We start from the raw sequence: 25,839 nt of genomic DNA, 5'->3' as shown, positions 1-25,839 counted from the left end.
GCCGGGGGAAAAGAAGCTGACGTGGGCCTCCATCGCGGGTAGAACACCCGTGATGACCACGACCCTGCGGCCGACCGAGCCGCTCCAGCGCGATGCCGACGGGGCGCTGTCCCGCCACTTCCAGGTGTGCGTGAACAGCCGTCCCGTCGGCGCGATACGCCTCGCCACGCACCCCGTCTTCGGGCCGACCGTCGCCGAGATCAGCGATCTGAGCATCGCGGAGCCCGACCGGGGGCGCGGCCGGGGCACCGTGGCCGCGCTCGCCGCCGAGGAGGTGGCCCGCGGCTGGGGCTGCACGCGCGTCGAGATCCGGGTGCCGGGCGACGCCGGGCCCGCGCTGCGGCTGGCCACCGCGCTGGGCTACGTCCACCGCAACCGCGGCATGGAGAAGCGGCTCACGGCCACCCCGCCCGAACTGCCCGAGGGCAGCCGGGGCCGCCCCATGACGGAGGCCGAGTACGGGCCTTGGGTGGAGCACGGCAACGCGCACTACGCGCAGAGCTGGATCGACCGCGGGGTGCCCGAGAGCGAGGCGTGGGCCAAGTCCCTGACCGACTTCGCCAGGCTGCTCCCGCAGGGCCTGGACACCGAGGACGTGCTGATCAGCGTCCTGGAGCACGAGGGGACTCCCGTCGGCACCCTGTGGGTGTCGACGGCGGGGGAGAAGGCGTTCGTCTTCGACGTCGAGGCCGACGAGCGCTTCCGCGGCCGGGGCCACGGCCGCTCGCTGATGCTGCTGGCCGAGGCCCAGGCGGTGGCCGCCGGCAAGCCGGTGATCGGCCTCAACGTCTTCGCGGACAACACCCCGGCCGAGCGCCTCTACGAGTCCCTGGGCTATGTGCCGGTGGGCTACTCGATGTACAAGAACCTGCTCTGAGGGCCGGGCTCGCGCTCGGCTCAGGCCTGGCCGGACTCGGCCGCCAGCAGTCGGTCGGCGATCTCCTCGATCCGCTCGCGCAGGCCCTCCTGGCCCTTGCCGCCGTCGAGGCGCTCGCCGCCGATGACGTACGTCGGGGTGCCGGTGACGCCGATCGCCTTGCCCTCGGCCTGGTCGGCGTCCACGATCAGGATGTGCCGGCCGTCGATCAGCGCGGTGTCGAACTCCTCGGCGTCCAGCCCGAGTTCCCGGGCCACCTCGACCAGGAAGGGTTCTCCCTTACGGTCCAGCTCCTCGACCCGGCCCAGCACCGCCTCGACGTACGGCCATCCCTGCCCCTGTTCGAGGGCTTCCTCGGCGGCCTGCGCGGCGGCGAAGGAGTGCTTGTGCTTCTCCAGCGGGAAGTGCCGCAGCCGCAGCTCCAGCCGGTCGCCGTAGCGGGCGCGCAAAGCCCTCAGGTCGTCGAGGGCGGTACGGCAGTCGGGGCACTGGAGTTCGCACCACACGTCGAGAACGGGGGCGGTGGGACGGACGGGGGAGGAGTCGCTCATGGGCCCAGTCTCCCAGTCCGGGGCCTGTGCGACCCAATTGCGTCCCCATCAGGGATGCACCCCCGATCACCCCCGACCGGCACCTTCGGAGGAGCCGACCCGGAGATGTCCCTGATGTCCGCCCGGACCATGGCCCGGCGGGGTCCCGCAGGTGCAGGATGGAAGGGACGCAGTGCCGGGCGCAGCGTGCCTGACCGAATCCTGTCTGGAGGACCGGATGATTGCCGAGACCGTCTGTTCCGCCGTCGCCGCGGCCGGCCTGGGCATCGCGGCGGTCACGGCGTACCGCAAGCGTTACCTGTCCGCCGCTCGCATCGCCGCGTACGCGCTGGTCCCGCTGGGGCTGGTGATGACCGGGGTGGTCGAGTGGCTGGCGGACACCGCGTTCAGTCCCACCGCCTGGGCGGGCTTCGGCGTGCTCGGTGCCTCCTGGATGCTCTTCGCGAGCACCCGTGCCGTGGAGCGCCGCCGTGGGGGCGGCGGCAGCCGCAAGGAGCGCAAGCAGGCGCGGGCCGCTCAGCCCGGAGCGGTGGCCCCGGCGGCCTCGGCGCCCTCGCTGGGCTCCGGCTCGCGGTCGGCGGGCAAGCCCGCGGCGGCGCCCCAGGAGGACTTCAGCGACATTGAGGCCATCCTCAAGAAGCACGGCATATGACGGCCGCACGTCGGCTGAAACGACACAGTGGGTCGCCGCCCGTCCGTAACCGATCAAGACCTGGAACGGACATCGCGGATTAAGGCGAACTCCCGCTTCTTCCGGGCGTGTTGATCGCGCCGGGCGGGTCGGCTGCGCCATCATCGCCGCGAGATGCTGGACACACAGAGCGAGGCCGCGCCGCCGCAGGACGAGCCGCGCGGATGCCTTTTCGCCCTTTCCCAGCCACCGCTGATGATCTTCCTTGCGGTGATCGGGTGTCTGCTGCTCATGGCTGCGCTGCACGACCTGCTGCTGCTCTGAGCCGTACCCGCGGCCCCCGGCGCCACCCGCCGGGGCCCGCGACGACACCGAGACATACGGCGCCATCAAGATCCTTGGGCACTGGCCGCTCTTCGCTGGCAGCCCGCGCTCCGGGGGGTGCGGCGCCCCTGCGCTCTGCGACACTCCCAAGCCCCGGTGACCGCTTCGCGCTCCCGCGCCGGGCCTGGGCTCCGGTGTCCGCCCGGGGCTTGCGTGCCGGCTTCTGCATCGGGGCCCGTCGAGGGCTTCGGTGATCGCCCCTTGGCTCCCGCGGTGGCCGCTTCGCGCTCCGGAGTCCGCCTCATGCCTCAGCGCGGGCCCGCGCGTCTGTGACCCCCGCCTCGGGCTCCGCGGCCCCTGCCTCGGTGACCGCCCCGCGCTCCCGCGCCCGCCTCGGCTTCAATGCCCAGCCAGTGCCTCGGCGCCCTGCCCGCGTTCTGTGAGCGCTTCGCGCCTCTGTGTCGCGCTGCCCGGCCTCGAGCCTTGGCGTCCGCCAAAGTCAACGGCCGACCTCGACCTGATCCTCGACCGCCGACCCCAGCGCCCCTCTGCTCGGCACAGGCCCTCGTCGGCCCGGCCTCAGTTCTTGTCGGCCCCGGCCCCGGCCCCGGACCCCGTAGGCCCGGCGCCAGCCTTTGTCCGCTTGGCCCAGACCCCGTCGGGCCGGCCTCAGCCCGCTGCTTCCTTGCGGCGGGCTCGGTATGCGGCTACGTGCAGGCGGTTTCCGCAGGTGCGGCTGTCGCAGTAGCGGCGGGAGCGGTTGCGGGAGAGGTCGACGAAGGCGCGGCGGCAGTCGGGTGCCTCGCAGCGGCGCAGCCGCTCCTGCTCACCGGCGACCACGAAGAACGCGAGAGCCATGCCGCAGTCGGCCGCGAGGTGATCCGCCACGGACGCGCCCGGCGCGAAGTAGTGCACATGCCAGTCGTAGCCGTCGTGATCGGTCAGCCGCGGAGTGGTGCCGGCCGTCGCGACCAGCTCGTTGATCAGGCCGGAGGCCGTCCGCGCGTCCGGCGACGCGAAGACCCGGGCGAACTTCCCCCGCACCGTGCGCACCGCGGACAGGTCCAGCTCCGAGAGCACCCCGACATCGCTGATCTCGTGCCTGCGCACGAAGTCCGCGAGCGCCGTGACGTCCGGCAACGCCTCGGTCGTCGGGTCGTCGTCCTCCGGCGCGGTGTTCACCAGATCCACCACGGCGTCGAGGGCGCACCGGGTGTCGTGGGTGATCAGCACGTTTCGCTCCCTGGCCTGAGGGGCGGGCGCGGGCGCCCGCCGATGCTGGCCGATGGTAGTAGCTTCCCCCACAACGGCACGGCCGCGCCAGGGACGTGGTAGCCGGGGGCAACCGAACAGGCCCGCGAACCGCGAGATCAGGCCTCTGTCGCCGGGAGTACACGCACGCCGACGCCGTCACCGTGAGTGACTCACGGCGACGGCGTCGGCGCATACCGTATGCGATTGTTTGTCGTGGCCCGAGCCGTCACCCCGAGTCGACGGCGTCGGGCGGCTTCGTGGCGGCCCGCCTCAGCTCTCCGCCAGGATGTGTGAGAGCTCCTGATCGAGATCGAAGTGCCGATGTTCCGTGCCGGGTGGCACGGCGGCGTCTGTTCGCTTCAGGAAGGACTCGAGGGCCCGTGCCGGGGCCTCGAGGAGGGCCTCGCCCTCCGGAGAGCTCAGGGCGATGCACACGACCCCCTGACCGTGACTGCGCGACGGCCAGACTCGGACGTCTCCGGTGCCCGTGGGCCGGTGCAGGCCCTCCGCGAGAAGGTCGCGGGCGAACACCCACTCGACGGTTTCCTCGGCTCCGGTGTGGAAGGTGGCGTGCACGGCGTAGGGGTCGGCCGTGTCGTACCGCAGGCCTGCGGGGACAGGCAGGGAGGACTCGCTCGACACAACGAGGCGCAGGTGCAGCTCGCAGCTGACCGTGGTGTTCATAAGCGCCAGGGCCTTTCGCTCAGTGTGCGCTCGGGGATTCGCACGTCGGCGAAATCGACATGCCACCTACGGTGCCGTTGTAAACCCCTCTGAGTGTTTTGCGTGCCTTTACGTAACTCTTCCGGCCGACGTCCCGTTCGAGAGGTACGACCATTCCGGTGACTGGTTTCTCTCCGGTAGGGTTTGGCCGTATGAATACGGGGAGTAGCGAGCCTGGCGAGGTGGCCATGGCGACGAACGAGGCCGAAGTGGACGGTGCGAAGAGCGAGCAGGGGCTCGGTTCCCGAGCGCCCGAGTTCGTCAAGGCGCGCCGTCTGTTGCACCTCAGCTGGCAGGTGGGTGTCTTCGTCATCGGCCTGGCGGTCGTGGCGCTCGGCATCGTGATGCTGCCGCTGCCCGGCCCGGGCTGGGTCGTGATCTTCGGGGGCATGGCGATCTGGGCGACCGAGTTCGTCTGGGCCCAGCTGGTGCTGCGCTGGACCAAGCGCAAGGTCACCGAGGCCGCCCAGCGTGCTCTCGATCCCAAGGTGCGCCGCCGCAACATCATCCTGACCGCGACCGGGCTCGTGATCGTGGCCGTCCTGGGCGGCATCTACCTGTGGAAGTTCGGCGTCGTGATGCCCTGGAAGATCGAGGACCAGTGATCCGCCGAGGGGGTGCGGGTGCCGGCCGGGCCACGTCCGCGCTGGTCACAAGCACCCCCTGACATGGGGTAATGTTCTTCCTGCGCCCGGGCGATTAGCTCAGTGGGAGAGCGCTTCGTTCACACCGAAGAGGTCACTGGTTCGAACCCAGTATCGCCCACCCGGGACCGCGGCCCGTCTGCTTCGAGCAGACGGGCCGCGGTCGTTCTCTGGGGTCCGACGCGCCGCGAGGCAACGTCTCGCCAGGCCCCGAGCGAACCCGGCCGGCAGGACCAAGCGGGCTCGATCAGCAGGACCCGGGCTAACCTGGCCAGCAGGACCAAGCGGACTCGATCAGCAGGACCCGAGCGAACTCGACCAGCAGGCCCTGAGCGAGCCTGACCTGCAGACCCCCCCCCGAGCGAATTCGGCAGCAGCGGTCGAATGAGCTCGACAGCGGTGGTCGAGTGCGCTCGACAGCAGGGCTCGAACGTCGGCGACGGCCCTCGCCGTACCCGCCGGCCCGATCTCCTCAGGAGCGACCCTTACTGAGGCGCCCCCGACCCACCCCGCCTGCGCGACCCTCACCGAGGCGCCCCCCGACCCACCCCACCTGCACGCGCCCGGCCCGTCCGACCTTCGCCCGACCCGTACCCCGTCGGCCTGCCCGCCCCGTCGACCCGGACGCCCCGTCGGCCCACACGACCCTCGGCCCGTCCGACCCGCACGACCCGTCAACCCGCACCACCCCTCGGCCCGCACGCCCCCCGCCCCGCACGACTTTCGGCCGAAGCACCCCCACATCCGACGCCCCACATCACGTTCGACCAGCCGACCCCGCCCTCCCCACCTGCGAAAACACCCCGCCGCCCGCGTCGGTCCGCCGCCCCTTCCGCCCGCCCCGCCCACCCGCGCCCCAAGAAATTCCTGTCCGAATCATTGACGCACCCCGAGGCCCTCCGTAACTTGTGCCAGCAAGCGCTTACTTGAAACGATTCATGCAACCGGCGACGACGCCGCGGGGAGGGCCCGACTGTGGGAACCAGCAGGAATGTTGAGAGGCGTACGATCCTCAAGGTGGCCGGCGCTTCGGCCGCCACGCTCGGGTTGGCCGCGACGACCGGATGCGGCGGGGACAGCGGCTCCGGCGACGGCACCGTGACGCTCCGTTACGCATGGTGGGGTGGCGAGCCGCGCACCATCGCCATCAAGAAGACGATCGCGCTCTTCGAGAAGAAGTACCCGAAGATCAAGATCAAGCCGGAATTCACCGACTACGCCGCGTTCTGGGAGAAGTTCCAGACGCAGGCCTCCGGAGGAAATCCGCCGGACGTTTTCCAGAATGCCGTCGGGTTCCTGCGCAAGTACGACAAGCGCGGAGTTCTGATGGATCTCAAGACCCAGGCGGACGCCGGGAATCTGAGCCTGGAGAACTTCCGCAACGGCGTTCTGGCGAACGGTCAGGTCGACGACAAGCAGCTCGGCATCCCCGTCGGCGCCAACACGATGGCCCTCGTCATCGACCTCAAGGCCTTCAAGAAGGCAGGCGTGGAGGCGAAGTTCGGCTGGACCTGGGACGAGTACTTCGACGCGCTCCAGACCGTGCAGGACAAACTGAAGATCGCCGGTGACACGGGCTACTTCGGCATCATGTACCTCTACGACCTGTATCTCCGTCAGAACGGCAAGGCCTTCTTCACCGACTCCGATCTCGGCTTCACCGAGGACGATCTGACGCAGTGGTGGGAGGACGGCTACAAGCGGGTCAGGTCCGGACTCGTCGCCGACCCCAAGAAGATCGAGCAGGTCGCCCCCAAGTCCGGTCTCTCCGCGGGGCTCGCCGCCTCCGAGTTCACCTGGGACAACTTCTCCATCCGCTACGAGGGCGAGGGCGAGTCGGACTACGGGCTCGCGCCGATCCCCACCACGGACGGCAAGGACACCGGCCAGTACCTCGGCTCGCTGATGCTCAGCGCCTTCTCCGGAACCAAGCACCCGAAGGAGGTCGCCCAGTTCATCGACTTCATGGTCCACGACCCCGAGGTCGGCAAGATCATGGGTTACGACCGCGGCATCCTCGCCACCACCGAGCAGTACGAGGCGTTCACGCCCACCGACGACAACAACAAGGGCGTCAAGGCGTACGAGGAGGAGGTCGCCGACGCCGGAGTGCTCGGGAAGATCACCCCGCACCCGTCCGGCGCCGATGTCATCGAGGCCGCGTTCCTGCGCTTGGGCGGTGAGGTGGCCCAGGGCAAGACCAAGCCGGCCGATGCCGCCAAGGCGCTGTTCAGCGAGGCCAAGGCCGCGTTCGCGGGCTGAGGGGACGTACCACCATGACGCTCGTCAAGGAAGCGCCCGCGCGCCCGGCCGGGAAGCGGCCCGCCGCGCCCCCCGCCGGGCGGCGCGGGCGGCGCCGCGAGAACCTCGCCGGCTATCTCTTCATGTCGCCGTGGATCGCGGGGTTCCTGCTGCTCACGGCGGGGCCGATGATCGCGTCGCTGTACTACGCGTTCACCAGCTACAACCTGTTCACGCCGCCCCAGTGGGTGGGCCTCGACAACTTCACGACGATGTTCCAGGACCCGCGCTGGCAGAAGTCGGTCGAGGTCACGCTGAAGTACGTCGTCGTGGCCACCCCGCTGAAGCTGCTGCTCGCGCTCGGCGTCGCGCTGCTGCTCGCGCAGAGCCGGCGCGGACAGGGCCTGTACCGAGCCGCGTTCTACATGCCCTCGCTGATCGGCGCCAGCGTCTCCGTCGGCTTCGTCTGGCGGGCGCTGTTCTCGGACGACGCGGTCGTGGACCGGACGCAGAAGATCTTCGGTATGGACGTGGGCGGCTGGATCGGCAACCCGGACTACGTCATCTACGCCCTGGTGGCCCTCAGCATCTGGCAGTTCGGCGCGCCGATGGTCATCTTCCTGGCCGGCCTCAAGCAGGTCCCGCGGGAGCTGTACGAGGCCGCCGAGGTCGACGGGGCCGGCCCCTTCCGCCGGTTCTGGAACATCACGCTGCCGATGATCTCGCCGGTGCTGTTCTTCAACGTGCTCCTGGAGTCCATCCACGCCTTCCAGGTGTTCGGCTCCGCCTACGTCGTCTCCGACACCCGGTGCGGACCGGCCGACGCCACGCTCGTCTACACCTGCTACCTCTACCAGAAGGGCTTCAAGGAGGCCCAGATGGGCTTCGCCTCCGCGATGGCCTGGACGCTGGTGGTCGCGGTGGGGCTCGTCACGGCGGTCCTGTTCTGGTCGCAGAAGAAGTGGGTGCACTACGAGGAGGCCGCCAAGTGACCACCGCCACCAGTCCCGACGTACGCGCCAAGGCCGTACGCACCGAGAACGAGCGTCGGCGCACCGGTTCGATCGCCTGGCACGTGGGCGCGCTCGCCATCCTCGCGGTCGTCCTCTATCCCGTGATCTGGGTCGTCGGCGCCTCGTTCAAGCCGAGCAAGGACATCATCGCCAGCCTCGACCTGCTGCCCACCGAGCCGGTCTGGGCGAACTTCTCCGGGCTCGCCGACGGCATCTCCGGCATCTCCATCAGCACCTTCTTCATGAACTCGCTGATGTACGCCGTCCTGGCCGTGGTCGGTGTCGTGGTGTCCAGCTCGCTGACCGCGTACGCCTTCGCCAAGATCGGCTTCGCCGGGCGGAACCTGCTGTTCACGCTGATGATCGGCACCCTGCTGCTGCCGTACCACGTGCTGCTCATCCCGCAGTACGTGCTGTTCCGCAACCTGGAGCTCGTCGACACGCTGGTGCCGCTGGTCGCGGGCAAGTTCCTGGCCACGGAGGCGTTCTTCGTCTTCCTGATGGTGCAGTTCATGCGCGGGCTGCCGCGCGAGCTGGACGAGGCCGCCAAGCTCGACGGCTGCGGGCACCTGCGGACGTACTGGTCCATCGTGCTCCCGCTGTGCCGCCCCGCGCTCATCACCAGCGCCATCTTCACCTTCATCAACGCCTGGAACGACTTCATGGGGCCGCTGATCTACCTCAACACCCCGGACAAGTACACGGTCTCGCTGGGCCTGATGATGTTCCGCGACCAGGAGGGCATCTCCAACTACGGCAGCATGATCGCCATGTCGCTGGTGGCGCTGGTGCCGGTCATCGCCTTCTTCATGGCCTTCCAGCGCTACCTGATCGACGGCATGGCGACCTCCGGTCTGAAGGGCTGACCACCATGGCCGAGGCGCGTGTGAAAGCCCGCAAGGAGTCCGTGTTCGGCGAGCGCTTCGCGGTGTTCGCCGAGTGCCTGCTCACCGGTGTGTGGATCGCCGTGGCCTGTCTGGGCCTGGTCACCTACCCCGCCGCCTTCGCGGCCGGCGCCCGGCATCTGCGGCGCCGTACCGGCCATGAGGCCGGCGGGTGGCGGGAGTTCGTCGCGGACTTCCGGGCGGCCGTGCGCGGTGGGTGGGTCGTCGGGCTCGCCGGTGGGGCGGCGGGCGCGGCGGTCTGGGTGGACGTCCAGGCCGCGCGGGCCGGGCTGCCCGGCGGGCCTGTCGTCGGGGCCGTCGGTCTCGTCGCGCTGATCGGGCTGACCGTGGCCCTGCTGCGGGCGGCGGCCGTGTGGACGCCGGACGCCTCCTGGCGGGCGCTGCTCGCGGACGCCGGACGGCGGACCGTGCTCGACCCCGCCGGGTCTTTCCTGATCATCACCGGTCTCGCCGTGGTGGCCCTGTCCGCCGCGTTCATCGCGCCGCTCGCGGTCCCCGTCCTCGGGGCCGTGGCCGCGGCGGCCGTCGCCGTGGAGGCGCGGTACCGGCACCGCTGACCCGGCGGTGCCCTCGCACCGGGTCGGCGCCCCCTGGGCGTCGTACCTCTTTCTGTCATGCCCCTGTCCAATCCACCCGCACGGAAGGAAAGGTCATGTCCCCCATTCCTCGCAGGTCCCTGCTCAAGGCGGCCGCCCTCGCCGGAGCCGCCGCGCAGTTCAGCTGGGCACTGGGGGCGAAGGACGCGCAGGCCGCGCCCAGAGCCGCCGCCGGTGACGGCGACCCCGTGACCCTGGACTGGCTGGAGGACGGCGGCCTCGGTGCCGCGCCCGGCTCGACCGTCGGTGTGCCCTGGCCGAAGGGCGCCTTCCAGGAGGACCAGACGTTCGCGCTGACCGACGCGGACGGCAAGGCCGTGCCCGTACAGACCTGGCCGCTCGCCTACTGGCCCGACGGCTCCCTCAAGTGGACCGCGCACGCCGTCGGTTCGGGCGGCGCGGGCAAGCTGACCCTCGCCGCCGGTGACCCCGCCGCCCCCGAGAAGAAGGTCACCGTCGACAAGAGCGGCGGCACGATCGACATCTCGACCGGTGTCATCACCGCGAAGATCGGCAAGTCCGGAGCCACGCTGATCAAGTCGGTGACCCGTGGCTCGACGGAGATCGCCCGCGACGGCCGGCTCGTCCTGATCCGCCAGCCCGAGATCGAGGACGAGGACCAGGGCGCGGTGAAGACCGAGCGGTTCGACGGCGCGATCTCCGAGGTCACCGTCGAACAGGACGGCCCCGTCCGCGCGGTCGTCCGCATCGACGGCAAGCACCGCAAGGGCAACCGCAGTTGGCTGCCGTTCTCCATCCGCCTGTACTTCTACGCGGGCGCCGACTCCTTCCGCATGGTGCACACCATCACCTACGACGGCACCCAGGAACCCGGCAAGGCGAGCGGCGACTTCATCCGCGGCCTCGGCGTCCGCTTCACCGTCCCGATGCGCGATCAGTCGTACGACCGCCACATCCGCATCGGCGGCGAGGGCACCGGCATGCTCCGTGAGGCCGTCAAGGGCATCACCGGACTGCGCCGCGACCCGGGCGCGGCCGTTCAGGCGGCCCAGTTCGCCGGGCAGAAACTGCCCGACCCGGCCACCTGGGACCAGCGGGTCACCACCCGCCTGCAGTACATCCCCGAGTGGGGCGACTACACCCTCTCCCAGCTCTCCGCCGACGGCTTCACCCTGCGCAAGCGGACGAAGAAGGGATACGGCTGGATCGGCGCCGGCGGTGGCGGCCGCGCGAACGGCTTCGGTTACGTCGGAGGCGTCAGCGGCGGACTCTCCTTCGGCCTGCGGGACTTCTGGGAGAAGTTCCCCGCCCAGCTCGACATCCGCGACGCCCACACCGAGGCCGCCGAGGTCACCCTCTGGCTCTGGTCGCCCGAGGCCCAGCCCATGGACCTGCGCTTCTACCACGACGGCATGGGCCAGGACACCTTCCCCGAACAGCTCGAAGGCCTCAACATCACCTACGAGGACTACGAACCGGGGTTCGGGACGCCGTACGGCATCGCCCGCACCTCCGAACTCCTCTTCTGGGCCAACGAGTCGACCCCCTCGGCGGACGCCCTGGCGCAGCAGGTCGAGGCCGTACGCGTGCTGCCGCAGCTCGCCGCGCCGCCCAAGCAGCTCATCAAGGCCGGCGTGTTCGGCCCCGGCCTGTACTCCGAGCCCGACCGTTCCACCCCCGCCAAGGCGAAGATCGAGGACCACCTCGACTTCCTCTTCAGCTATTACAAGGACCAGGTGGAGATGCGCCGTTGGTACGGTTTCTGGGACTACGGCGACATCATGCACACCTACGACACCGTCCGGCACCAGTGGCGGTACGACATCGGCGGCTACGCCTGGGACAACTCCGAGCTGTCGCCGGACCTGTGGCTCTGGTTCGCGTATCTGCGCTCCGGGCGCGCGGACGTCTTCCGGTTCGCGGAGGCGATGACCCGGCACACCGGCGAGGTGGACGTCTACCACCTGGGCGAATGGGCGGGCCTCGGCACGCGGCACGGCGTCCAGCACTATGCCGACAGCGCCAAGCAGCAGCGCATCGCCAACACCACTTATCGGCGCTACTACTACTTCCTCACCGGTGACGAACGCGTCGGCGACCTCATGCACGCCAACGTCGACTCCGACGAGACGTTCCTCGTCCTCGACCCGATCCGCAAGATCCGCACCGAGCCGTACACCCCCGACCGGCACGCGCTCTCGATCGGCTTCGGCACGGACTGGAGCGGCCTGGTGTCCGCCTGGCTGACCGAGTGGGAGCGCAAGGGGCCCAAGTGGGAGAAGGCCAGGGCGCGCGTACTGTCGACCATGGAGACGATCGCCGCGCAGCCGAACGGATTCGTGCAGGGGACCGGGCTGTACGACCTGGACACCGGTAAGTTCGCCGTCGCCGACAAGCCGGTGGTGGGGGTCTCGCATCTGTCCGCCGTCTTCGGGCTCAACGAGCTGTGCGCCGAGCTCATCGACCTCGTCGACATGCCGGAGTTCAACGAGGCCTACTTCGACTACTGCCGGTACTTCAACGCCACGAAGGCCGAGCAGGCGGCCCGGTACGGCTCCAACTTCGGGACCCTGCTGCTGTTCCAGGGGCACTCCCGGCTGGACGCCTACGCGGCCGTCCAGACCGGGGACGAGAAGCTGGCCAAGCGGGCCTGGGAGAAGTTCTACAACTCCGACGGGTACAAGGAGTCGGCGCCCTGGAAGACGGAGCGGCTGAGCGGGCCCCTCACGCTGGTCCCCGGCAGCGAGGCCGCCTGGGTGTCCACGAACGACACCGCGCTGTACGGCCTCGCCGCCATCGAGAACCTGGCGCTGCTGGGGGACAGGATGCCGTAGCGCTCCGCCGGGCCGTCTGTACGGTGCGGCGCCGTCATGGCTGGTCGCGCGGTTCCCCGCGCCCCTTGGGGAGTTCGTGAACTGCAGCTTCTAGTTCATCCTCCCCAGAGCGTCCCGCACTCGTCGGACATCCCGGATGCGCTGCTCATACGTCGCCCCCAACAGGAGCAGCAGGAGACCGGCGAGTGCGGGCAGCGCCCAGCGGGGGAGGGCGTCAGTCACCTGGACGATGTACGGGGCCAGTTCGTGCAGGGCGTCCAGGACCAGCACCCCGCCGCCGAGCAGCAGCGGCGCCTGGAGCTGGTGGCCGCCGCCCAGCAGGGTGAGGGACAGGGCCGCCAGGCCCAGCAGGAGCGGGCGCGTCCAGTGCGGGTCGGCCCAGGCCGCGGCCAGGCTCGGCAGCAGGGTCGCGGCCAGGCCCGCTCCGTACGCCGACCAGGACGAGGTCCCCGGATCCCGGCGCCTGCGCAGGGCTCCGACCAGCAGGGCCGGGATCGTCACCGGGAGCGTGTAGGCCTCGGGCGTGCCGATCTCCCAGGCGGCCAGGCGGACCCAGGTGGCCAGGACGAAGAGGGCGGCGGAGGCGTAGGCGACGGGGCGGCGGTCCGGTCGGATCGCCGCTCCCGCGGTGATCACGCCGGACAGGGCCAGGACCAGGGCCAGCATGGGCGGATCGGTGAGGGTCAGGCCGATGGCGAGCAGTCCCGCCAAGGCGCCGGTGATCTCGACCGGGAGCCTGGCCCCGGAGTCGAGGCGTGCGGCGAGCAGGACAGCGGCGACCGGCACCGTCAGCACGAGCAGAGCCGTGTGCTGCGGTGCCCAGTCCGCCGCCGCGCCGATCGCGCAGGCCAGGGCGGTGGCGTGGGCGAGAGCGGCCGGGGCGCCCGTAAGGGCCCGGCGCCGGGAGGCCACCGCGAAGAGGAGCGTCAGTGCCGTCAGCACGGTCAGGGTCGCCGACTGCGCGGCCAGGGCGAGGAGCGCCGCGTGGGCGGAGGCGAGCAGCGCCAACACCGGCATCGAGGTCACGGTCAGCGCGGCCACCGCCACCGCCGTCAACAGACCCACCTCGTACGGCAGTTCCAGCACCGGCGGGAGCACCAGAACCGTCGCCCACGCCAGGACCAGCGCCGCCGGCCTCGCCCCGGGGCGGGCGGTGCGGGCCAGCACCGCGGCCACGGCGGCCAGCACGAGCGGAGCCGTCTGCGCCGCCGGAGGCCAGGGCACCTCGGCCGTCACCGCGGCCCGGCTGTCCGAGGGGGCGCCCGACCACGGGTGGAGGATCCAGGCGAGCGGGCCGAAGAGGGTGACGGCCACGATCTGCGCCGCCCACAGCAGGGCCAGGGCCTGGACGGCGGCGGAGGCCTGGGCCAGGCCCTGCCGGACCGGTTCCGGGACACGGGAGACGCGGAGCGTCGCCAACAGGGCGATGGCGAACAGCAGATACGCCGGGACCGTCCATGGCTCCGGCAGCACCACGCGCGGGACACCGCCCAGCGCCGCGACCAGCAGCAGCCCGCCGATGGGGGCGGCCCACGTCGCGGTACGCCAGGCCGCCGTCAGCGCGATCGCCGCCGCCAGGAGGAGGAGCGCCGCCGCACGGGCGGCGGCGCTCGGACCGGTGGCCGTCCAGGACAGACCCCCGGCCGTCAGTACGCCCCCGGCGCCCATGCCGTACGCGCCGACGACCGCGGTGATCCGTACGGCACGGGCGGACGCCCGGAGCGCCACAGCCGTGTCGAGACCGGCCGTGAGCAGCAGGGCGGTGGCGATGCCGTACCACCCGGCGCCGGTGGCCAGCGCCCAGAGCGGCAGCGGGAGTTGGGCCGCCATCAGTGCGGCGGGCATCGGCAGGCGCAGCTCGGCCGTCCTCGGCAGCAGGCCGTACGCCGTCCACATGACGGTCAGCACCGCCGCCGCGACCGCCGTGTAACCGAGGCCGTCCACCCCGCCCAGCGCGACCTCGTGCAGCGCGTAGGCGTCCAGCACCGTCAGCGCCAGGCCGAGCCCCGCCACCGTCTCCGCCGTCGAGCGCAGGCCGCGCGTCAGGAGCGTGAGCGGCGCCGCGAGCGTCGCCAGCGTGATCGCGCCCAGCACCGCGGAGCGGCCCACGATGCCCAGGTGTCCCCAGCCGACCAGCGTGAACGCGATCGCGGCGATGGTGAGCAGGGCGCCGCCGAGCACCAGCAGGACGTTCTGCACGCGCGGAGGAGAGGCCTCGGGGCGCCGGGGAGCGACGACCGGCGCGGGGCGGGCCACGTCCAGAGCGGCCATCAGCCAGCCGCGGCGGGCGAGCAACTGGGACCTGCGGGCGTCCAGTTGCCGCAACTCGGCGTCTAGGAGCCGCAACTCCTCGGCGGGGGACGGAATGTGCGTCATGCATCGGAGTGTGGTCCGGGTCACGCCGTACGACATGAGTGCGGGTACTCAGTACGTACTCAGATCCGGTGCCACACTCGGCCCATGGACTGGTCCCATTACCGTTTCCGCAGCCTGTGGACCCTGCCCGCGTCGCCCGACGTGGTCTACGACGCCCTGGAGCGCGCCGAGGAGTACCCGCTCTGGTGGCCCCAGGTGCGGGAGGTGAACCGGCTCGACGACGTCAGCGCGGTGATCCGCATCCGCTCGCTGCTGCCGTACGACATGACCTTCACCGCGCGGGAGGTGCGGCGCGACCCGGTGGCCGGGGTGCTGGAGATCGCCATGTCCGGTGACATGGACGGCTGGGCGCGCTGGACGATCACCCCGGCCGGCAGGGGCAGCCTCGCCCGCTACGACCAGGAGGTCCGCGTCAACAAGCCGCTGCTCCGGCGCTTCGCCGTTCCCGGGCGGCCGGTCTTCCGCGGCAACCACCGGCTGATGATGCGGGACGGGCGGCGGGGACTGACCGCGCACTTGGAAGCGGTTTGAAGGAAACCCGCGAGGGCCTGTATTGTTCAGTCCGTTCCCGGGCGATTAGCTCAGTGGGAGAGCGCTTCGTTCACACCGAAGAGGTCACTGGTTCGAACCCAGTATCGCCCACCGGGTAAGGCCGGTCCGCAGCAGTGCGGACCGGCCTTCTTCATGCCGTGCCTCATGCCGCCGCCGGAAGATCCGGACGCAGCGGCCACGCCGGGTCCACCGCCTCCTCGCTGCCGCTGCGCGCGAACCAGGCCTGCAGACCCCGGGCCTGCGCCGCGTGCCACACCGCCTGGAGCGTGTGCAGTTCGGCGGGGGAGAGGCGTTCGAGCCGGGCCGCGAACCGGCGCCCCACCGCCCGTACGACATCCAGCGCGGCCAGCGCGTCCGCGCCCGCGTCATGGGCGCCGTCCAGCGTGACGCCGTAGTGCGCGCACAGATCGGTCAGGGTGCGCCGGCCCTTGCGGTAGCGGTCCAGATGCTTGTCCAGGACCCTCGGATCGAGCACCAGCAGCGGGGCCGTCTCGAACCAGTGGTCCAGGGACGACGCCCGATGGCGGCGCAGCTCACGATCGAGCATTGTCAGGTCGAACGGCGCGTTCATCACCACCAGCGGGCGGCCCGCGGCGGCCTGTTCGCCCAGTTCCTCGGCTATCTCGTGCATCACAGGCGCCGGCCAGCGGCCGTTGCGCTGCAGATGCTCCTCCGTCAGTCCGTGCACCGCCGTCGCCGACTCCGGCACCGGCACGCCCGGGTTCACCAGCCACCGGGTGACCCGCGGCCGGGTCCCGGGGGCGTCCTGAATCACGACGGCCGCCGAGACGATCCGGTCGGTCTCGACGTCCACGCCGGTCGTCTCCGTGTCGAATGCCGCCAGCGGGCCCTCATACCAGCTCGCCATATCTGCACAACCCCTCGTTCACCCACGGCAGCTGACGCACCGTCTTCTGCCTGTTTGGTGATACCCGGGCTGTTTGCGCCGTACGCCGGAAGGACACAACAGGAGTGCGGGTCTTTGCAGTTCAGCGGCCCGCGACGGGGATTCACCTTGCGGGGAAGGCTGTTGGTCATGGCGATAGCGCAGCCCGAGCGGGGCGGGCTGCTGCCCGAACGCACGGGCCCCCATCGCGGCACACTCGCCACCACCGCCTGCATGGAGACACTGCAGGTGGGCTATCTGCACGCCGTCGCGGCTGCGGCCGGCTGCTCGCTGTCGCAGCCGTTCCCGGACAACGGCATCGACTGGCACGTCAGCCACAGCGCGCCCGGGCACACGGTCGACGACGAGGTCACCATCAAGGTGCAGCTCAAGGCCACCTACCAGGTCCCGCCCAACCCGCCGGGCCGCACCTTCTCCTTCACGCTGGACAACGACCATCTGCGCAAGCTCGCCCGCACCCCGGTCTCCGTGCACAAGATCCTCGTCGTGATGCTCGTCCCGCGCTCGCAGGACGACTGGCTGCGCGCCAGCCACGACCGGCTCGACCTCAGGCACTGCTGCTACTGGGTCAACCTGGCGGGGCATCCGATCACCGGCCGCACCCGGACCACGGTGCGGATCCCGATCTCACGCATCTTCGACGACCGTGCGCTGTGCGAGATCATGACGCGGGTCGGGACGGGAGGCAGACCATGACGCACCGCCCGCTCGAGGAGCCGCTGCGGCCGGTCCGGCCGCACCCCGTCGACGCCGCCGTCTGGCACCGGCCGCCCGAGCCCGGCCAGGTCGACCCCGCCGTGCTCAGCGCCCTGCTGCGCCGGCACGGCTGGCAGCGACGCGGCGGCGCCGCCGGGCGCTACGGCCGCTGGACCCCGCCGGGCCCCGGAGGCGGCGGTACGAGCCTGCTCGTCCCGGAGAACCGCGCCTTCCCCGACAGCGAGGACCTGCTCGGCGAGGCGCTGGTCGCCCTGTCCCGCAGCGGCACTCCCTCCGCGCGCGAGGTGCTGGTCTCCCTCGCCGTGCCCAGCGACGAGATCCGCTGGTGGCGGGATGTCCCGACCGGGCCGGCGGGCACCACCTCGTGGACCGTGGAGGAGCAACTGCGCGCCTCCGCCCGCCAGACGCTCCTCGCCGCCGCCCTCGCCACCCGCGCGCGGGCCGGCTACTACGGTGCCCGGCACCGCCGCCCCGCCGCCGCGATGCTGGAGAACGTCCTGGTCGGCTCCCCGGCCGGTGGCCGCCGGCTGACCGCCTTCGTGCCGGTCGGCACCGGCAGGCCGCTCGCCGTACGCCTGTACCAGGCGCTGTACGCCACCCGCGAGGCCATCGACTACCAGCGGGCCACCGGCGGCATGGACGCCTTCGACGGCGCCGTCGAGGCGGGCGTCAGCCGAGAGCTCACCGAGGCGCTGATCGCCCTGGTCCGGGGTACCGAGGGCGCCCGCGTCGCCGTGGAGTGGGCGCCCGCCGCCGGGGTGCCCGAGGACTGCGCGGCCGGCGCCGAGGCGGTGGAGTTCTCGCCGGGCGATCTGTCGGTGCTGCGCGAGGCCGGGGCCCGCTATCTGCGCGAGGAGCCGTCCGTGTCGGTGCGCATCACCGGCGCGGTGGTCCGGATGCGCCGCTCGGGCCCGCGCGGGGAGGGCACGGTACGACTGCGGGTGCTGGCCGGCGCGGAGATCCCGCACGTCCGGCTCGCCCTCGACGAGGAGTCCTACCGCATCGCGGGCCACGCCCATCTGGTCGGCCTGCCGGTGCGGGTGTTCGGGCGGCTGGAGAGCCGGGGCGGCTTCCGCAAGCTCACGGGCGTCACGGGCGTCGCCCCCGTGCAGGTGGACGAGGCCGAGCGGGACCGGCTGATGAAGTCGCTCCAGGAGAATCTGGACTTCTTCGAGGAGGCCTGCGGAGGGGACTGATTTCGCCCTGGGCGGGTGAGGGTCGGTACGATCGCTTATTGCGCGCGCTCCCGGTATGGCGCCGCACCCCACCTGCAGTCAGGAGAGACCGGTGTCAGACGTCCGTGTGATCATCCAACGCGATTCCGAGCGGGAAGAGCGCGTGGTGACGACGGGGACAACGGCCGCCGAGCTCTTCGCAGGCGAGCGCTCGATCATCGCCGCGCGGGTGGGCAGTGAGCTCAGGGACCTGTCGTACGTCCCGGCCGACGGCGAGGAGGTCGAGGGCGTCGAGATCTCCTCCGAGGACGGCCTGAACATCCTGCGCCACTCCACCGCGCACGTCATGGCGCAGGCCGTGCAGGAGCTGTTCCCCGAGGCCAAGCTGGGTATCGGCCCGCCGGTCAAGGACGGCTTCTACTACGACTTCGACGTCGAGAAGCCGTTCACGCCCGAGGATCTCAAGGCCATCGAGAAGAAGATGCAGGAGATCCAGAAGCGCGGGCAGAAGTTCGCCCGCCGCGTGGTGACGGACGAGGCGGCTCGCGAGGAGCTGGCGGACGAGCCGTACAAGCTGGAGCTGATCGGCCTCAAGGGCTCCGCCTCCTCGGACGACGGCGCGGACGTCGAGGTCGGCGCCGGCGAGCTGACGATCTACGACAACCTGGACGCCAAGACCGGCGAGCTGTGCTGGAAGGACCTGTGCCGCGGTCCCCACCTGCCGTCGACCCGCGCGATCCCGGCGTTCAAGCTGATGCGCAACGCGGCCGCCTACTGGCGCGGCAGCGAGAAGAACCCGATGCTCCAGCGCATCTACGGCACCGCCTGGCCGTCCAAGGACGAGCTGAAGGGCTACCTGGACTTCCTCGCCGAGGCCGAGAAGCGCGACCACCGCAAGCTGGGCAACGAGCTCGACCTGTTCTCCATCCCGGAGCAGATCGGCTCCGGCCTCGCCGTCTTCCACCCCAAGGGCGGCATCGTCCGCCGGGTGATGGAGGACTACTCGCGCCGCCGGCACGAGGAGGAGGGCTACGAGTTCGTCTACACCCCGCACGCGACGAAGGGGAAGCTCTTCGAGACGTCCGGGCACCTGGACTGGTACGCCGAGGGCATGTACCCGCCCATGCAGCTCGACGAGGGCGTGGACTACTACCTCAAGCCCATGAACTGCCCGATGCACAACCTGATCTTCGACGCGCGCGGCCGGTCCTACCGCGAACTGCCGCTGCGCCTCTTCGAGTTCGGGACCGTGTACCGGTACGAGAAGTCCGGCGTCGTGCACGGCCTGACCCGCGCGCGGGGCTTCACGCAGGACGACGCGCACATCTACTGCACCCGTGAGCAGATGTCGGAGGAGCTCGACAAGACGCTCACCTTCGTCCTCGGCCTGCTGCGCGACTACGGCCTGACCGACTTCTACCTGGAGCTGTCCACCAAGGACCCGGAGAAGTTCGTCGGCTCCGACGAGGTCTGGGAGGAGGCGACCGAGACCCTGCGCCAGGTCGCCGAGAAGCAGGGCCTGCCGCTCGTCCCGGACCCGGGCGGCGCCGCCTTCTACGGTCCGAAGATCTCCGTCCAGACCAAGGACGCCATCGGCCGTACCTGGCAGATGTCGACGATCCAGCTCGACTTCAACCTGCCGGAGCGCTTCGACCTGGAGTACACCGGCGCGGACGGCGCCAAGCAGCGTCCGGTCATGATCCACCGGGCTCTGTTCGGCTCGATCGAGCGGTTCTTCGCGGTGCTGCTGGAGCACTACGCGGGCGCCTTCCCGGCGTGGCTGGCGCCCGTGCAGGCGATCGGCATCCCGATCGGTGACGCGCACGTGGACTACCTGGCCAAGTTCGCCGCGGCCGCCAAGAAGAAGGGCCTGCGGGTCGAGGTGGACTCCTCCTCCGACCGGATGCAGAAGAAGATCCGCAACGCCCAGAAGCAGAAGGTGCCCTTCATGGTCATCGCGGGCGACGAGGACATGGCCAACAACGCCGTCTCCTTCCGCTACCGCGACGGCTCGCAGGAGAACGGCATCCCGTTCGACGACGCCATCGCCAAGATCGCGCAGGTCGTCGAGGAGCGGACGCAGGTCTGATCCCACGACTGAGGCCCCCGGAGAGACTCACTTCTCCGGGGGCCTGTTGTCGCTCTCACGGGAGAAGACCTGCAGGAGCCACGAGGAAAATGATCCCGTGACCGCGCCGAGCAGGGCGAGGCCGCCGGCCATCATCCCGATCGCGATCGTCCGGCCGGCCGCGGTCACCGGGGTGACATCGCCGTAGCCGACCGTGCTGAGGGTCGCTGCCGCCCACCACAGCGCGTCCCCGAAGGTCCGCATGTCGGCTCCCGGCGCCCCGCGTTCCGCCTGGTAGACCGCGAGCGAGCCGGCGAAGCCGAGCAACAGGGTCGCCAGACTCGCGTAGGCGATCACCCGCGCGTGCAGCGGAAGCCGGGGCTCCCCCTGCCGGCGCTGGATGACGTCGTAGAGCGGCACGATCCGCAGCGGCCGCAGGAGCGGCAGGACGACCACGACCGTGTGCAGGAAGTGGGACCGGGCGAAGCGCAGCAGGCGCCCCCCGAGCAGTCGCCAGCGCACCACGTAGTCCACGGCGAACAGCACCCAGAGCGCGGCCATCGTGTACCCGCACACGTCCTTCCAGCCGGACGGCATGCTCACGGCGAGAACGCGGGCGGCGTAGGCGGCGAGGAAGAGCAGTGACGCCAGGAACAGCGGGATCTCGGTGCGCTGCTCCCAGCGCCGGTAAGGGCTGTCTTCGTCCACCGGCCCAGCTTGGCCGGTGGCGGCCCTCCCGTCGCCCCGGCGACACGCCGTGAAAGGACGAAGCCATATGCTGCACGCATGACGAGTGAGCCGGAGCAGCAGTGGGGAGTGGGGACGCAGGACGCGTTCCAGCGCCTGTGGACACCTCATCGGATGGCCTACATCCAGGGCGAGAACAAGCCGACCGGCCCCGGGGCCGACGACGGCTGTCCCTTCTGCTCGATCCCGGCCAAGTCCGACGAGGACGGGCTCGTCGTCCGGCGCGGTGAGCAGGTCTACGCCGTGCTGAACCTGTACCCCTACAACGGCGGCCACCTGATGGTCGTGCCCTACCGGCACGTCGCGGACTACACCGACCTCACCGAGGCCGAGACGATCGAGCTGGCCGCTTTGACCAAGCAGGCGATGACGGCTCTGCGCACCGCTTCCGGGGCGCACGGCTTCAACATCGGCATGAACCAGGGCACGGTCGCCGGGGCCGGTATCGCGGCCCACCTCCACCAGCACATCGTGCCGCGCTGGGGAGGCGACACGAACTTCATGCCGGTGGTCGGCCACACGAAGGTGCTGCCGCAGCTGCTGGCGGACACCCGCAAGATGCTGGCGGAGGCCTGGCCGACCGCCTAGGCCTCACGCATCGTAGAGGTCGGCCTTCCTCGGGGACGGGTCCTGGACCGCGCCGCTGAGGAACGCCGACCGGTTGCCGAACTTCTCCGTGTCGACGCCGTTGTCCTCGAGGACCCGGATCGCCGCCGCGTGCACCACGCGCAGCACGGGCGTCGCGGCGCGCATCGCGTCGTCGGCCATGAAGCGGTGGCGCCACGGCTTGTCCGCCCAGACGTGCCGCAGGCCGAACGGCTCGGGCAGGCCTATCGTCCCGCCCAGCCAGTTGAGCAGCGGCGGGTACCAGGACAGCGGCGCGCGCACGGCGAGCCGTACGACCTCGTTGGTGGGGACCAGCGGGAGCTTCACCGTGCGGCTCTCCCACGGCTTGAAGGACTTCGCGACCTCCTTCGTCGGGTCCTCGGGCTTCCCCATGAACAGGGGGTTGACCGGGCCCAGCGCGTGTCCCGTCACCTCGATGCGCAGGGTCTCGTGCAGCACGGTCACGGTGATCATCATGGTGAGGATCAACTGGCCGTCCCACAGCGTCCACTGCACGCCGAGGTAGTGCCGGTCACCGCTGCCGAACTGCTGCTTGTTGCAGATCTCCTGTATGGAGTGCGGCTTGTGCTGGAACGCCTCCACGTCCGCCGACTGCTCGGTGCGGGCGACCCCCTTGGCGTTCTCCCCGATCGGCGTGACGATCCAGTGCCGTACCGACGCCTTGGGGAAGCCGCCGGTGTTGATCGTGTTCCGCTCCAGCATGCGCAGCCGGTCGTGGATCGCGCGGATGACGTCCCAGCTGCGGAAGGGGTTGATCTCGCGGGCGGGGTCGGCGGGCGTGAGGTCCTCGGCGAGCTGCCAGCTGCCCCAGCGGGTGCCCATGCCGAGGATGCCCTTGGGCCCGGCGTAGAAGACGGCGTTGGAGTGCTGCTCGCGGTTGAGCTTGGCCAGTGACTGGCGCAGCTGCTCGGCCCGGGCCTCGCTGGGGCTGCTCGGCACCGCCTCGGGCACCTGGGCGCCGACGCTGCTGCCCGCGAGCAGGCCGTCCCAGCGGGCGCGCAGGTCCCTCGTCGAGCGCTCGCAGATCTGCTTGGCCCAGAACCAGCCGAGGACGGGAGCGACCACGCACGCGCGTGCGTACCAGCCCCAGAATCCGCCGAACGGCATCCGGATCAGGAAGAGGACCGCGAGCGCCCCGACGGCCACGAGCAGGGCCGTGGCGAGGGCGGAGGCCCTCTTGTTGGTGTTCTTGTCGATGTTGGTGCGCAGGATGAACACCAGCAGCCAGACCAGCAGTCCGGGCAGGAACAGCACGCCGCACACCATCATGACGGCGGACAGCCGCTTGTCGCGGTCCCGGCGCAGCCGGTAGGCGGCCAGGCAGTGGTCGACGACGACCTGGGGCTCGGTCCCGAAGGACTGGATCAGCGGCTTGCGGCCGGTACCGAGCATGCGCTCGATCACCGCCCGGGAGAACGCCTCGCCCAGGTTCGGCCGGAAGAGCCCGCCGGCCCACTTCTGGCCGCCCTTGACGGTCGTCTCGTGCCACTCGCTGTTGGCCTTGGTGATGTCCTCGACCGGGTTGTCCCGGTAGGCCGCGGAGGCGAGGGCGAAGGTGGCCGTCTGCCCCTCGTCGCCCGTGAGGGGAACTTGCGGTCCGAAGACGTCCTCAATCCCTACGGTCATTCCCGCCCCCGATCGCCGCCCACTGTCGTCCTGCGGCCTTCCCGACTTCCGTACCCGGCACACCTGTTGATCAGGTCATCAGCGTATCCGTAGCCACCGACAGTTCGTCGGCGGACGGCCGAAGCCGTCCGCCGACTCGGAGGGGAGCGTTCCACAAAAGCCTGTCGGGTGGGGCCCGTTGGCCCTCGGGCCGGGCCCCACCTGGGTTGTGCCCGGTGCCAACTACGCGGAATCCCGCGTCTCTTCCCGGATCCTTTCGGCGATCTGCGACGGCATCGGCTCGTGCCGGGCGTAGGAGCGGTTGAAACGGGCGGTGCCGTGCGAGAGGGAGCGCAGATCGACGGCGTACCGGCCGATCTCGATCTCCGGCACCTCGGCGCGCACCAGGGTGCGCCCGCCGGCGGTCTGCTCGGTGCCGAGCACCCGGCCGCGCCGCCCGGACAGGTCGCTCATCACGGCGCCCACGTACTCGTCGCCGACCAGCACGCTCACCTCGGCGACCGGCTCCAGCAGATGGATCTTCGCGTCGGCCGCGGCCTCCCGCAGCGCCAGCGCGCCCGCCGTCTGGAAGGCGGCGTCGGAGGAGTCCACCGAGTGCGCCTTGCCGTCGAGGAGCGTGATCCGGACGTCGATCAGCGGATGGCCGGCGGCGACGCCCTTGGCGGCCTGGGCCCGTACACCCTTCTCGACGGACGGGATGAACTGGCGCGGCACCGCTCCGCCGACCACCTTGTCCACGAACTCGATGCCGGAGCCGCCGGGCAGCGGCTCGACCTCGATCTCGCAGATGGCGTACTGCCCGTGCCCGCCGGACTGCTTCACGTGCCGGCCGCGCCCGGCCGACTTGCCGGCGAACGTCTCCCGGAGGGAGACCCGGTGCGGCACGACGTCGACCTGGACGCCGTAGCGGCTGCGCAGCCGTTCCAGGGCGACGTCCGCGTGGGCCTCGCCGAGGCACCACAGGACCACCTGGTGGGTGTCCTGGTTCTGCTCCAGGCGCATGGTCGGGTCCTCGGCGACCAGCCGGGACAGGCCCTGGGAGAGCTTGTCCTCGTCCGCCTTGCTGTGCGCCTGGATGGCGAGCGGCAGCAGCGGGTCGGGCATCTGCCAGGGCTCCATCAGCAGCGGGTCGTCCTTCGCGGAGAGCGTGTCGCCGGTCTCCGCGCGGTTGAGCTTGGCCACGCACGCCAGGTCGCCCGCGATGCAGTGGGTCAGCGCGCGCTGATGCTTGCCGAACGGCCGGGACAGCGCCCCGATCCGCTCGTCGACGTCGTGGTCCTCGTGCCCGCGGTCGGTGAGCCCGTGGCCGGAGACGTGGACGGTCGCGTCGGGGCGCAGGGTGCCGGAGAAGACGCGCACGAGCGAGACGCGGCCCACGTACGGGTCGGACGCCGTCTTCACGACCTCCGCGACCAGCGGCCCGTCCGGATCGCACAGCTTCAGCTCACGGGGCTTGCCGTCGATCGTCGTGACGCGGGGTGCCTCGCGCTCCAGCGGGGTCGGGAAGCCGCCGGTGACCAGCTCCAGCAGCTCGACCGTGCCGAGCCCCTGCCGGGCGCCCTCGGCCGCGGGGGCGGCGGCCAGGACGGGGAAGAAGACCCCGCGCGCGACGGCCCGCTCCAGGTCCTCGATCAGCGTCTTGACGTCGATCCGCTCGCCGCCGAGATAGCGGTCCATCAGGGTCTCGTCCTCGCTCTCGGCGATGATCCCCTCGATGAGCCGGTTGCGGGCCTCCTCGATCAGCGGCAGCTGGTCCTCGCCCGGCTCGGACTCCTTGCGCTCACCGGAGGCGTAGTCGAACAGCTTCTGCGACAGCAGCCCGATGAGACCGGTCACGGGCGCGTGCCCGTCCGGGGCCTGCGGGCCGTGCAGCGGCAGGTAGAGCGGGAGCACGGCGTCGGGGTCGTCGGCGCCGAAGGCCTCGGCGCAGATCCGCGTCATCTCCTCGTAGTCCGCCCGCGCGGCCTCCAGGTGTGTGATCACGATGGCGCGCGGCATGCCGACGGCCGCGCACTCCTCCCAGACCATGCGGGTCGAGCCGTCCACGCCGTCGGAGGCCGAGACGACGAAGAGGGCCGCGTCCGCCGCCCGCAGACCGGCCCTGAGTTCCCCGACGAAGTCGGCGTATCCGGGAGTGTCCAGAAGATTGACCTTGATGCCGTCCCATTCGACGGGCACCAGGGAGAGCTGTACCGACCGTTGCTGCCGGTGCTCGATGTCGTCGTAGTCCGAGACCGTGCCGCCGTCCTCCACGCGGCCCGCCCGGTTCACTGCCCCCGCGGTGAGCGCGAGGGCTTCCACCAACGTGGTCTTGCCCGATCCGGAGTGGCCGACCAGCACCACATTCCGTACGGACGCGGGGTGGTCGGCCGCTGTTGCCCTGCCGGCGGCTCCGGGGTGTGCGTTCGCCTTGTCGCCCATGGCCTTGCCTCCCGTGCACGGTGAGGTCTTCAGTGGGCGCGGACATACCGATCCGCGTGCGGTGGCGGC

General features: G+C 70.9%; 22 protein-coding genes and 2 tRNA genes. 16 read left to right on the top strand and 8 right to left on the bottom strand.

Translation table 11 applies throughout. The features are described from left to right. The first annotated feature begins 52 nt into the window (after positions 1 to 52). Positions 53 to 877: a GNAT family N-acetyltransferase gene (locus AC068Z_RS24030; RefSeq protein WP_478559101.1), complete on the top strand. Its 825-nt coding sequence runs from the start codon at positions 53 to 55 to the stop codon at positions 875 to 877. Positions 878 to 897: 20 nt separating this feature from the next. Here the strand turns inward: AC068Z_RS24030 and AC068Z_RS24025 are convergent, their stop codons facing one another. After that, positions 898 to 1,428 carry a DsbA family protein gene (locus AC068Z_RS24025; protein WP_478559098.1) on the bottom strand — a complete coding sequence of 177 codons (531 nt, stop codon included), beginning with the start codon at positions 1,426 to 1,428 and terminating at the stop codon, positions 898 to 900. A 217-nt stretch (positions 1,429 to 1,645) separates the two neighbouring features. Here AC068Z_RS24025 and AC068Z_RS24020 point away from each other — a divergent pair, with 217 nt between their 5' ends. Continuing rightward, the gene (locus tag AC068Z_RS24020) at positions 1,646 to 2,080 is read left to right on the top strand and encodes a hypothetical protein (protein ID WP_478559095.1); all 435 of its coding nucleotides are present in this window, start codon (positions 1,646 to 1,648) and stop codon (positions 2,078 to 2,080) included. 153 nt (positions 2,081 to 2,233) lie between these two features. Further along, a complete protein-coding gene (locus AC068Z_RS24015) occupies positions 2,234 to 2,383 on the top strand; it encodes a hypothetical protein (RefSeq protein ID WP_478559092.1) in 150 nt (49 codons plus the stop codon). 669 nt (positions 2,384 to 3,052) lie between these two features. On the opposite strand, the gene AC068Z_RS24010 is transcribed toward AC068Z_RS24015, so the two are convergent. Both AC068Z_RS24010 and AC068Z_RS24005 read right to left on the bottom strand, forming a co-directional pair. Beyond that, complete coding sequence (locus tag AC068Z_RS24010; RefSeq protein WP_478559089.1) at positions 3,053 to 3,616, bottom strand: CGNR zinc finger domain-containing protein; 564 nt, start codon at positions 3,614 to 3,616, stop codon at positions 3,053 to 3,055. A 291-nt stretch (positions 3,617 to 3,907) separates the two neighbouring features. Then, positions 3,908 to 4,321: an SsgA family sporulation/cell division regulator gene (locus AC068Z_RS24005; RefSeq protein WP_004002642.1), complete on the bottom strand. Its 414-nt coding sequence runs from the start codon at positions 4,319 to 4,321 to the stop codon at positions 3,908 to 3,910. Between the two features lie 191 nt (positions 4,322 to 4,512). Here AC068Z_RS24005 and AC068Z_RS24000 point away from each other — a divergent pair, with 191 nt between their 5' ends. The 7 genes from AC068Z_RS24000 to AC068Z_RS23970 all read left to right on the top strand — a co-directional run bounded on the left by AC068Z_RS24000 (position 4,513) and on the right by AC068Z_RS23970 (position 12,554). Then, a complete protein-coding gene (locus AC068Z_RS24000) occupies positions 4,513 to 4,965 on the top strand; it encodes a TIGR02611 family protein (RefSeq protein WP_478559086.1) in 453 nt (150 codons plus the stop codon). 88 nt (positions 4,966 to 5,053) lie between these two features. After that, positions 5,054 to 5,125: transfer RNA gene (locus tag AC068Z_RS23995), tRNA-Val, on the top strand. 854 nt (positions 5,126 to 5,979) lie between these two features. Continuing rightward, on the top strand, positions 5,980 to 7,266 hold the full coding sequence (locus tag AC068Z_RS23990; protein WP_478559083.1) for an ABC transporter substrate-binding protein: 1,287 nt from the start codon (positions 5,980 to 5,982) through the stop codon (positions 7,264 to 7,266). 14 nt (positions 7,267 to 7,280) lie between these two features. Then, on the top strand, positions 7,281 to 8,237 hold the full coding sequence (locus AC068Z_RS23985; protein ID WP_478559080.1) for a carbohydrate ABC transporter permease: 957 nt from the start codon (positions 7,281 to 7,283) through the stop codon (positions 8,235 to 8,237). After that, positions 8,234 to 9,124: a carbohydrate ABC transporter permease gene (locus AC068Z_RS23980; protein ID WP_478559077.1), complete on the top strand. Its 891-nt coding sequence runs from the start codon at positions 8,234 to 8,236 to the stop codon at positions 9,122 to 9,124. Before AC068Z_RS23985 ends, AC068Z_RS23980 begins: the two co-directional genes overlap by 4 nt. A gap of 5 nt (positions 9,125 to 9,129) precedes the next feature. Next, positions 9,130 to 9,720: a hypothetical protein gene (locus AC068Z_RS23975; protein ID WP_478559074.1), complete on the top strand. Its 591-nt coding sequence runs from the start codon at positions 9,130 to 9,132 to the stop codon at positions 9,718 to 9,720. A gap of 95 nt (positions 9,721 to 9,815) precedes the next feature. Continuing rightward, a complete protein-coding gene (locus tag AC068Z_RS23970) occupies positions 9,816 to 12,554 on the top strand; it encodes an exo-rhamnogalacturonan lyase family protein (protein WP_478559071.1) in 2,739 nt (912 codons plus the stop codon). A gap of 90 nt (positions 12,555 to 12,644) precedes the next feature. On the opposite strand, the gene AC068Z_RS23965 is transcribed toward AC068Z_RS23970, so the two are convergent. Continuing rightward, positions 12,645 to 14,966 carry an SCO7613 C-terminal domain-containing membrane protein gene (locus AC068Z_RS23965; RefSeq protein WP_478559068.1) on the bottom strand — a complete coding sequence of 774 codons (2,322 nt, stop codon included), beginning with the start codon at positions 14,964 to 14,966 and terminating at the stop codon, positions 12,645 to 12,647. Between the two features lie 48 nt (positions 14,967 to 15,014). Here AC068Z_RS23965 and AC068Z_RS23960 point away from each other — a divergent pair, with 48 nt between their 5' ends. Then, entirely contained in the window at positions 15,015 to 15,461 is a 447-nt protein-coding gene (locus tag AC068Z_RS23960) for an SRPBCC family protein (protein ID WP_478559065.1), read from the top strand. Between the two features lie 39 nt (positions 15,462 to 15,500). Next, positions 15,501 to 15,572 (top strand) — tRNA-Val (locus tag AC068Z_RS23955). A 52-nt stretch (positions 15,573 to 15,624) separates the two neighbouring features. Here AC068Z_RS23955 and AC068Z_RS23950 read toward each other — a convergent pair. Continuing rightward, positions 15,625 to 16,350: an exonuclease domain-containing protein gene (locus AC068Z_RS23950; RefSeq protein ID WP_478559062.1), complete on the bottom strand. Its 726-nt coding sequence runs from the start codon at positions 16,348 to 16,350 to the stop codon at positions 15,625 to 15,627. 168 nt (positions 16,351 to 16,518) lie between these two features. Between AC068Z_RS23950 and AC068Z_RS23945 the strand changes: the two genes are divergently transcribed. From AC068Z_RS23945 to thrS, 3 genes are all read left to right on the top strand, one after another. Further along, positions 16,519 to 17,085 carry a DUF4365 domain-containing protein gene (locus AC068Z_RS23945; protein ID WP_478559059.1) on the top strand — a complete coding sequence of 189 codons (567 nt, stop codon included), beginning with the start codon at positions 16,519 to 16,521 and terminating at the stop codon, positions 17,083 to 17,085. Then, positions 17,082 to 18,302, top strand: a complete 1,221-nt coding sequence (locus tag AC068Z_RS23940; RefSeq protein WP_478559056.1) for a hypothetical protein — start codon at positions 17,082 to 17,084, stop codon at positions 18,300 to 18,302. The genes AC068Z_RS23945 and AC068Z_RS23940 overlap by 4 nt, the downstream gene beginning before the upstream one ends. Before the next feature lie 91 nt (positions 18,303 to 18,393). After that, the gene (thrS, locus tag AC068Z_RS23935; protein WP_478559053.1) at positions 18,394 to 20,370 is read left to right on the top strand and encodes a threonine--tRNA ligase; all 1,977 of its coding nucleotides are present in this window, start codon (positions 18,394 to 18,396) and stop codon (positions 20,368 to 20,370) included. A 27-nt stretch (positions 20,371 to 20,397) separates the two neighbouring features. Here the strand turns inward: thrS and AC068Z_RS23930 are convergent, their stop codons facing one another. Then, a complete protein-coding gene (locus AC068Z_RS23930; protein ID WP_478559050.1) occupies positions 20,398 to 21,057 on the bottom strand; it encodes a potassium channel family protein in 660 nt (219 codons plus the stop codon). A 78-nt stretch (positions 21,058 to 21,135) separates the two neighbouring features. Here AC068Z_RS23930 and AC068Z_RS23925 point away from each other — a divergent pair, with 78 nt between their 5' ends. Then, positions 21,136 to 21,684 (top strand): HIT family protein, encoded by a 549-nt coding sequence (locus AC068Z_RS23925; protein WP_478559047.1) that lies wholly within the window; start codon positions 21,136 to 21,138, stop codon positions 21,682 to 21,684. Positions 21,685 to 21,687: 3 nt separating this feature from the next. Here AC068Z_RS23925 and AC068Z_RS23920 read toward each other — a convergent pair whose 3' ends face one another. Continuing rightward, complete coding sequence (locus AC068Z_RS23920) at positions 21,688 to 23,349, bottom strand: hypothetical protein (RefSeq protein WP_478559044.1); 1,662 nt, start codon at positions 23,347 to 23,349, stop codon at positions 21,688 to 21,690. Positions 23,350 to 23,571: 222 nt separating this feature from the next. Further along, positions 23,572 to 25,770, bottom strand: coding sequence for an elongation factor G-like protein EF-G2 (locus AC068Z_RS23915; protein ID WP_478559041.1), 2,199 nt, complete (start codon positions 25,768 to 25,770; stop codon positions 23,572 to 23,574). Positions 25,771 to 25,839: the final 69 nt, after the last annotated feature.

The sequence above is a fragment of the Streptomyces sp. NPDC043726 genome (assembly GCF_056436565.1).
This window is presented reverse-complemented; position numbering and strand designations above follow the sequence as displayed.

Coding starts and splice junctions, on each gene's coding strand:
- AC068Z_RS23975 (WP_478559074.1), top strand. CDS start 9,130: ATGGCCGAGGCGCGTGTGAAAGCCCGCAAGGAGTCCGTGTTCGGCGAG.
- AC068Z_RS24020 (WP_478559095.1), top strand. CDS start 1,646: ATGATTGCCGAGACCGTCTGTTCCGCCGTCGCCGCGGCCGGCCTGGGC.
- AC068Z_RS23945 (WP_478559059.1), top strand. CDS start 16,519: ATGGCGATAGCGCAGCCCGAGCGGGGCGGGCTGCTGCCCGAACGCACG.
- AC068Z_RS23920 (WP_478559044.1), bottom strand. CDS start 23,349: ATGACCGTAGGGATTGAGGACGTCTTCGGACCGCAAGTTCCCCTCACG.
- AC068Z_RS23985 (WP_478559080.1), top strand. CDS start 7,281: ATGACGCTCGTCAAGGAAGCGCCCGCGCGCCCGGCCGGGAAGCGGCCC.
- AC068Z_RS23940 (WP_478559056.1), top strand. CDS start 17,082: ATGACGCACCGCCCGCTCGAGGAGCCGCTGCGGCCGGTCCGGCCGCAC.
- AC068Z_RS23965 (WP_478559068.1), bottom strand. CDS start 14,966: ATGTCGTACGGCGTGACCCGGACCACACTCCGATGCATGACGCACATT.
- AC068Z_RS24000 (WP_478559086.1), top strand. CDS start 4,513: ATGAATACGGGGAGTAGCGAGCCTGGCGAGGTGGCCATGGCGACGAAC.
- AC068Z_RS23970 (WP_478559071.1), top strand. CDS start 9,816: ATGTCCCCCATTCCTCGCAGGTCCCTGCTCAAGGCGGCCGCCCTCGCC.
- AC068Z_RS24005 (WP_004002642.1), bottom strand. CDS start 4,321: ATGAACACCACGGTCAGCTGCGAGCTGCACCTGCGCCTCGTTGTGTCG.
- AC068Z_RS23915 (WP_478559041.1), bottom strand. CDS start 25,770: ATGGGCGACAAGGCGAACGCACACCCCGGAGCCGCCGGCAGGGCAACA.
- AC068Z_RS23925 (WP_478559047.1), top strand. CDS start 21,136: ATGACGAGTGAGCCGGAGCAGCAGTGGGGAGTGGGGACGCAGGACGCG.
- AC068Z_RS24025 (WP_478559098.1), bottom strand. CDS start 1,428: ATGAGCGACTCCTCCCCCGTCCGTCCCACCGCCCCCGTTCTCGACGTG.
- AC068Z_RS24015 (WP_478559092.1), top strand. CDS start 2,234: ATGCTGGACACACAGAGCGAGGCCGCGCCGCCGCAGGACGAGCCGCGC.
- AC068Z_RS24030 (WP_478559101.1), top strand. CDS start 53: ATGACCACGACCCTGCGGCCGACCGAGCCGCTCCAGCGCGATGCCGAC.
- AC068Z_RS23960 (WP_478559065.1), top strand. CDS start 15,015: ATGGACTGGTCCCATTACCGTTTCCGCAGCCTGTGGACCCTGCCCGCG.
- AC068Z_RS23950 (WP_478559062.1), bottom strand. CDS start 16,350: ATGGCGAGCTGGTATGAGGGCCCGCTGGCGGCATTCGACACGGAGACG.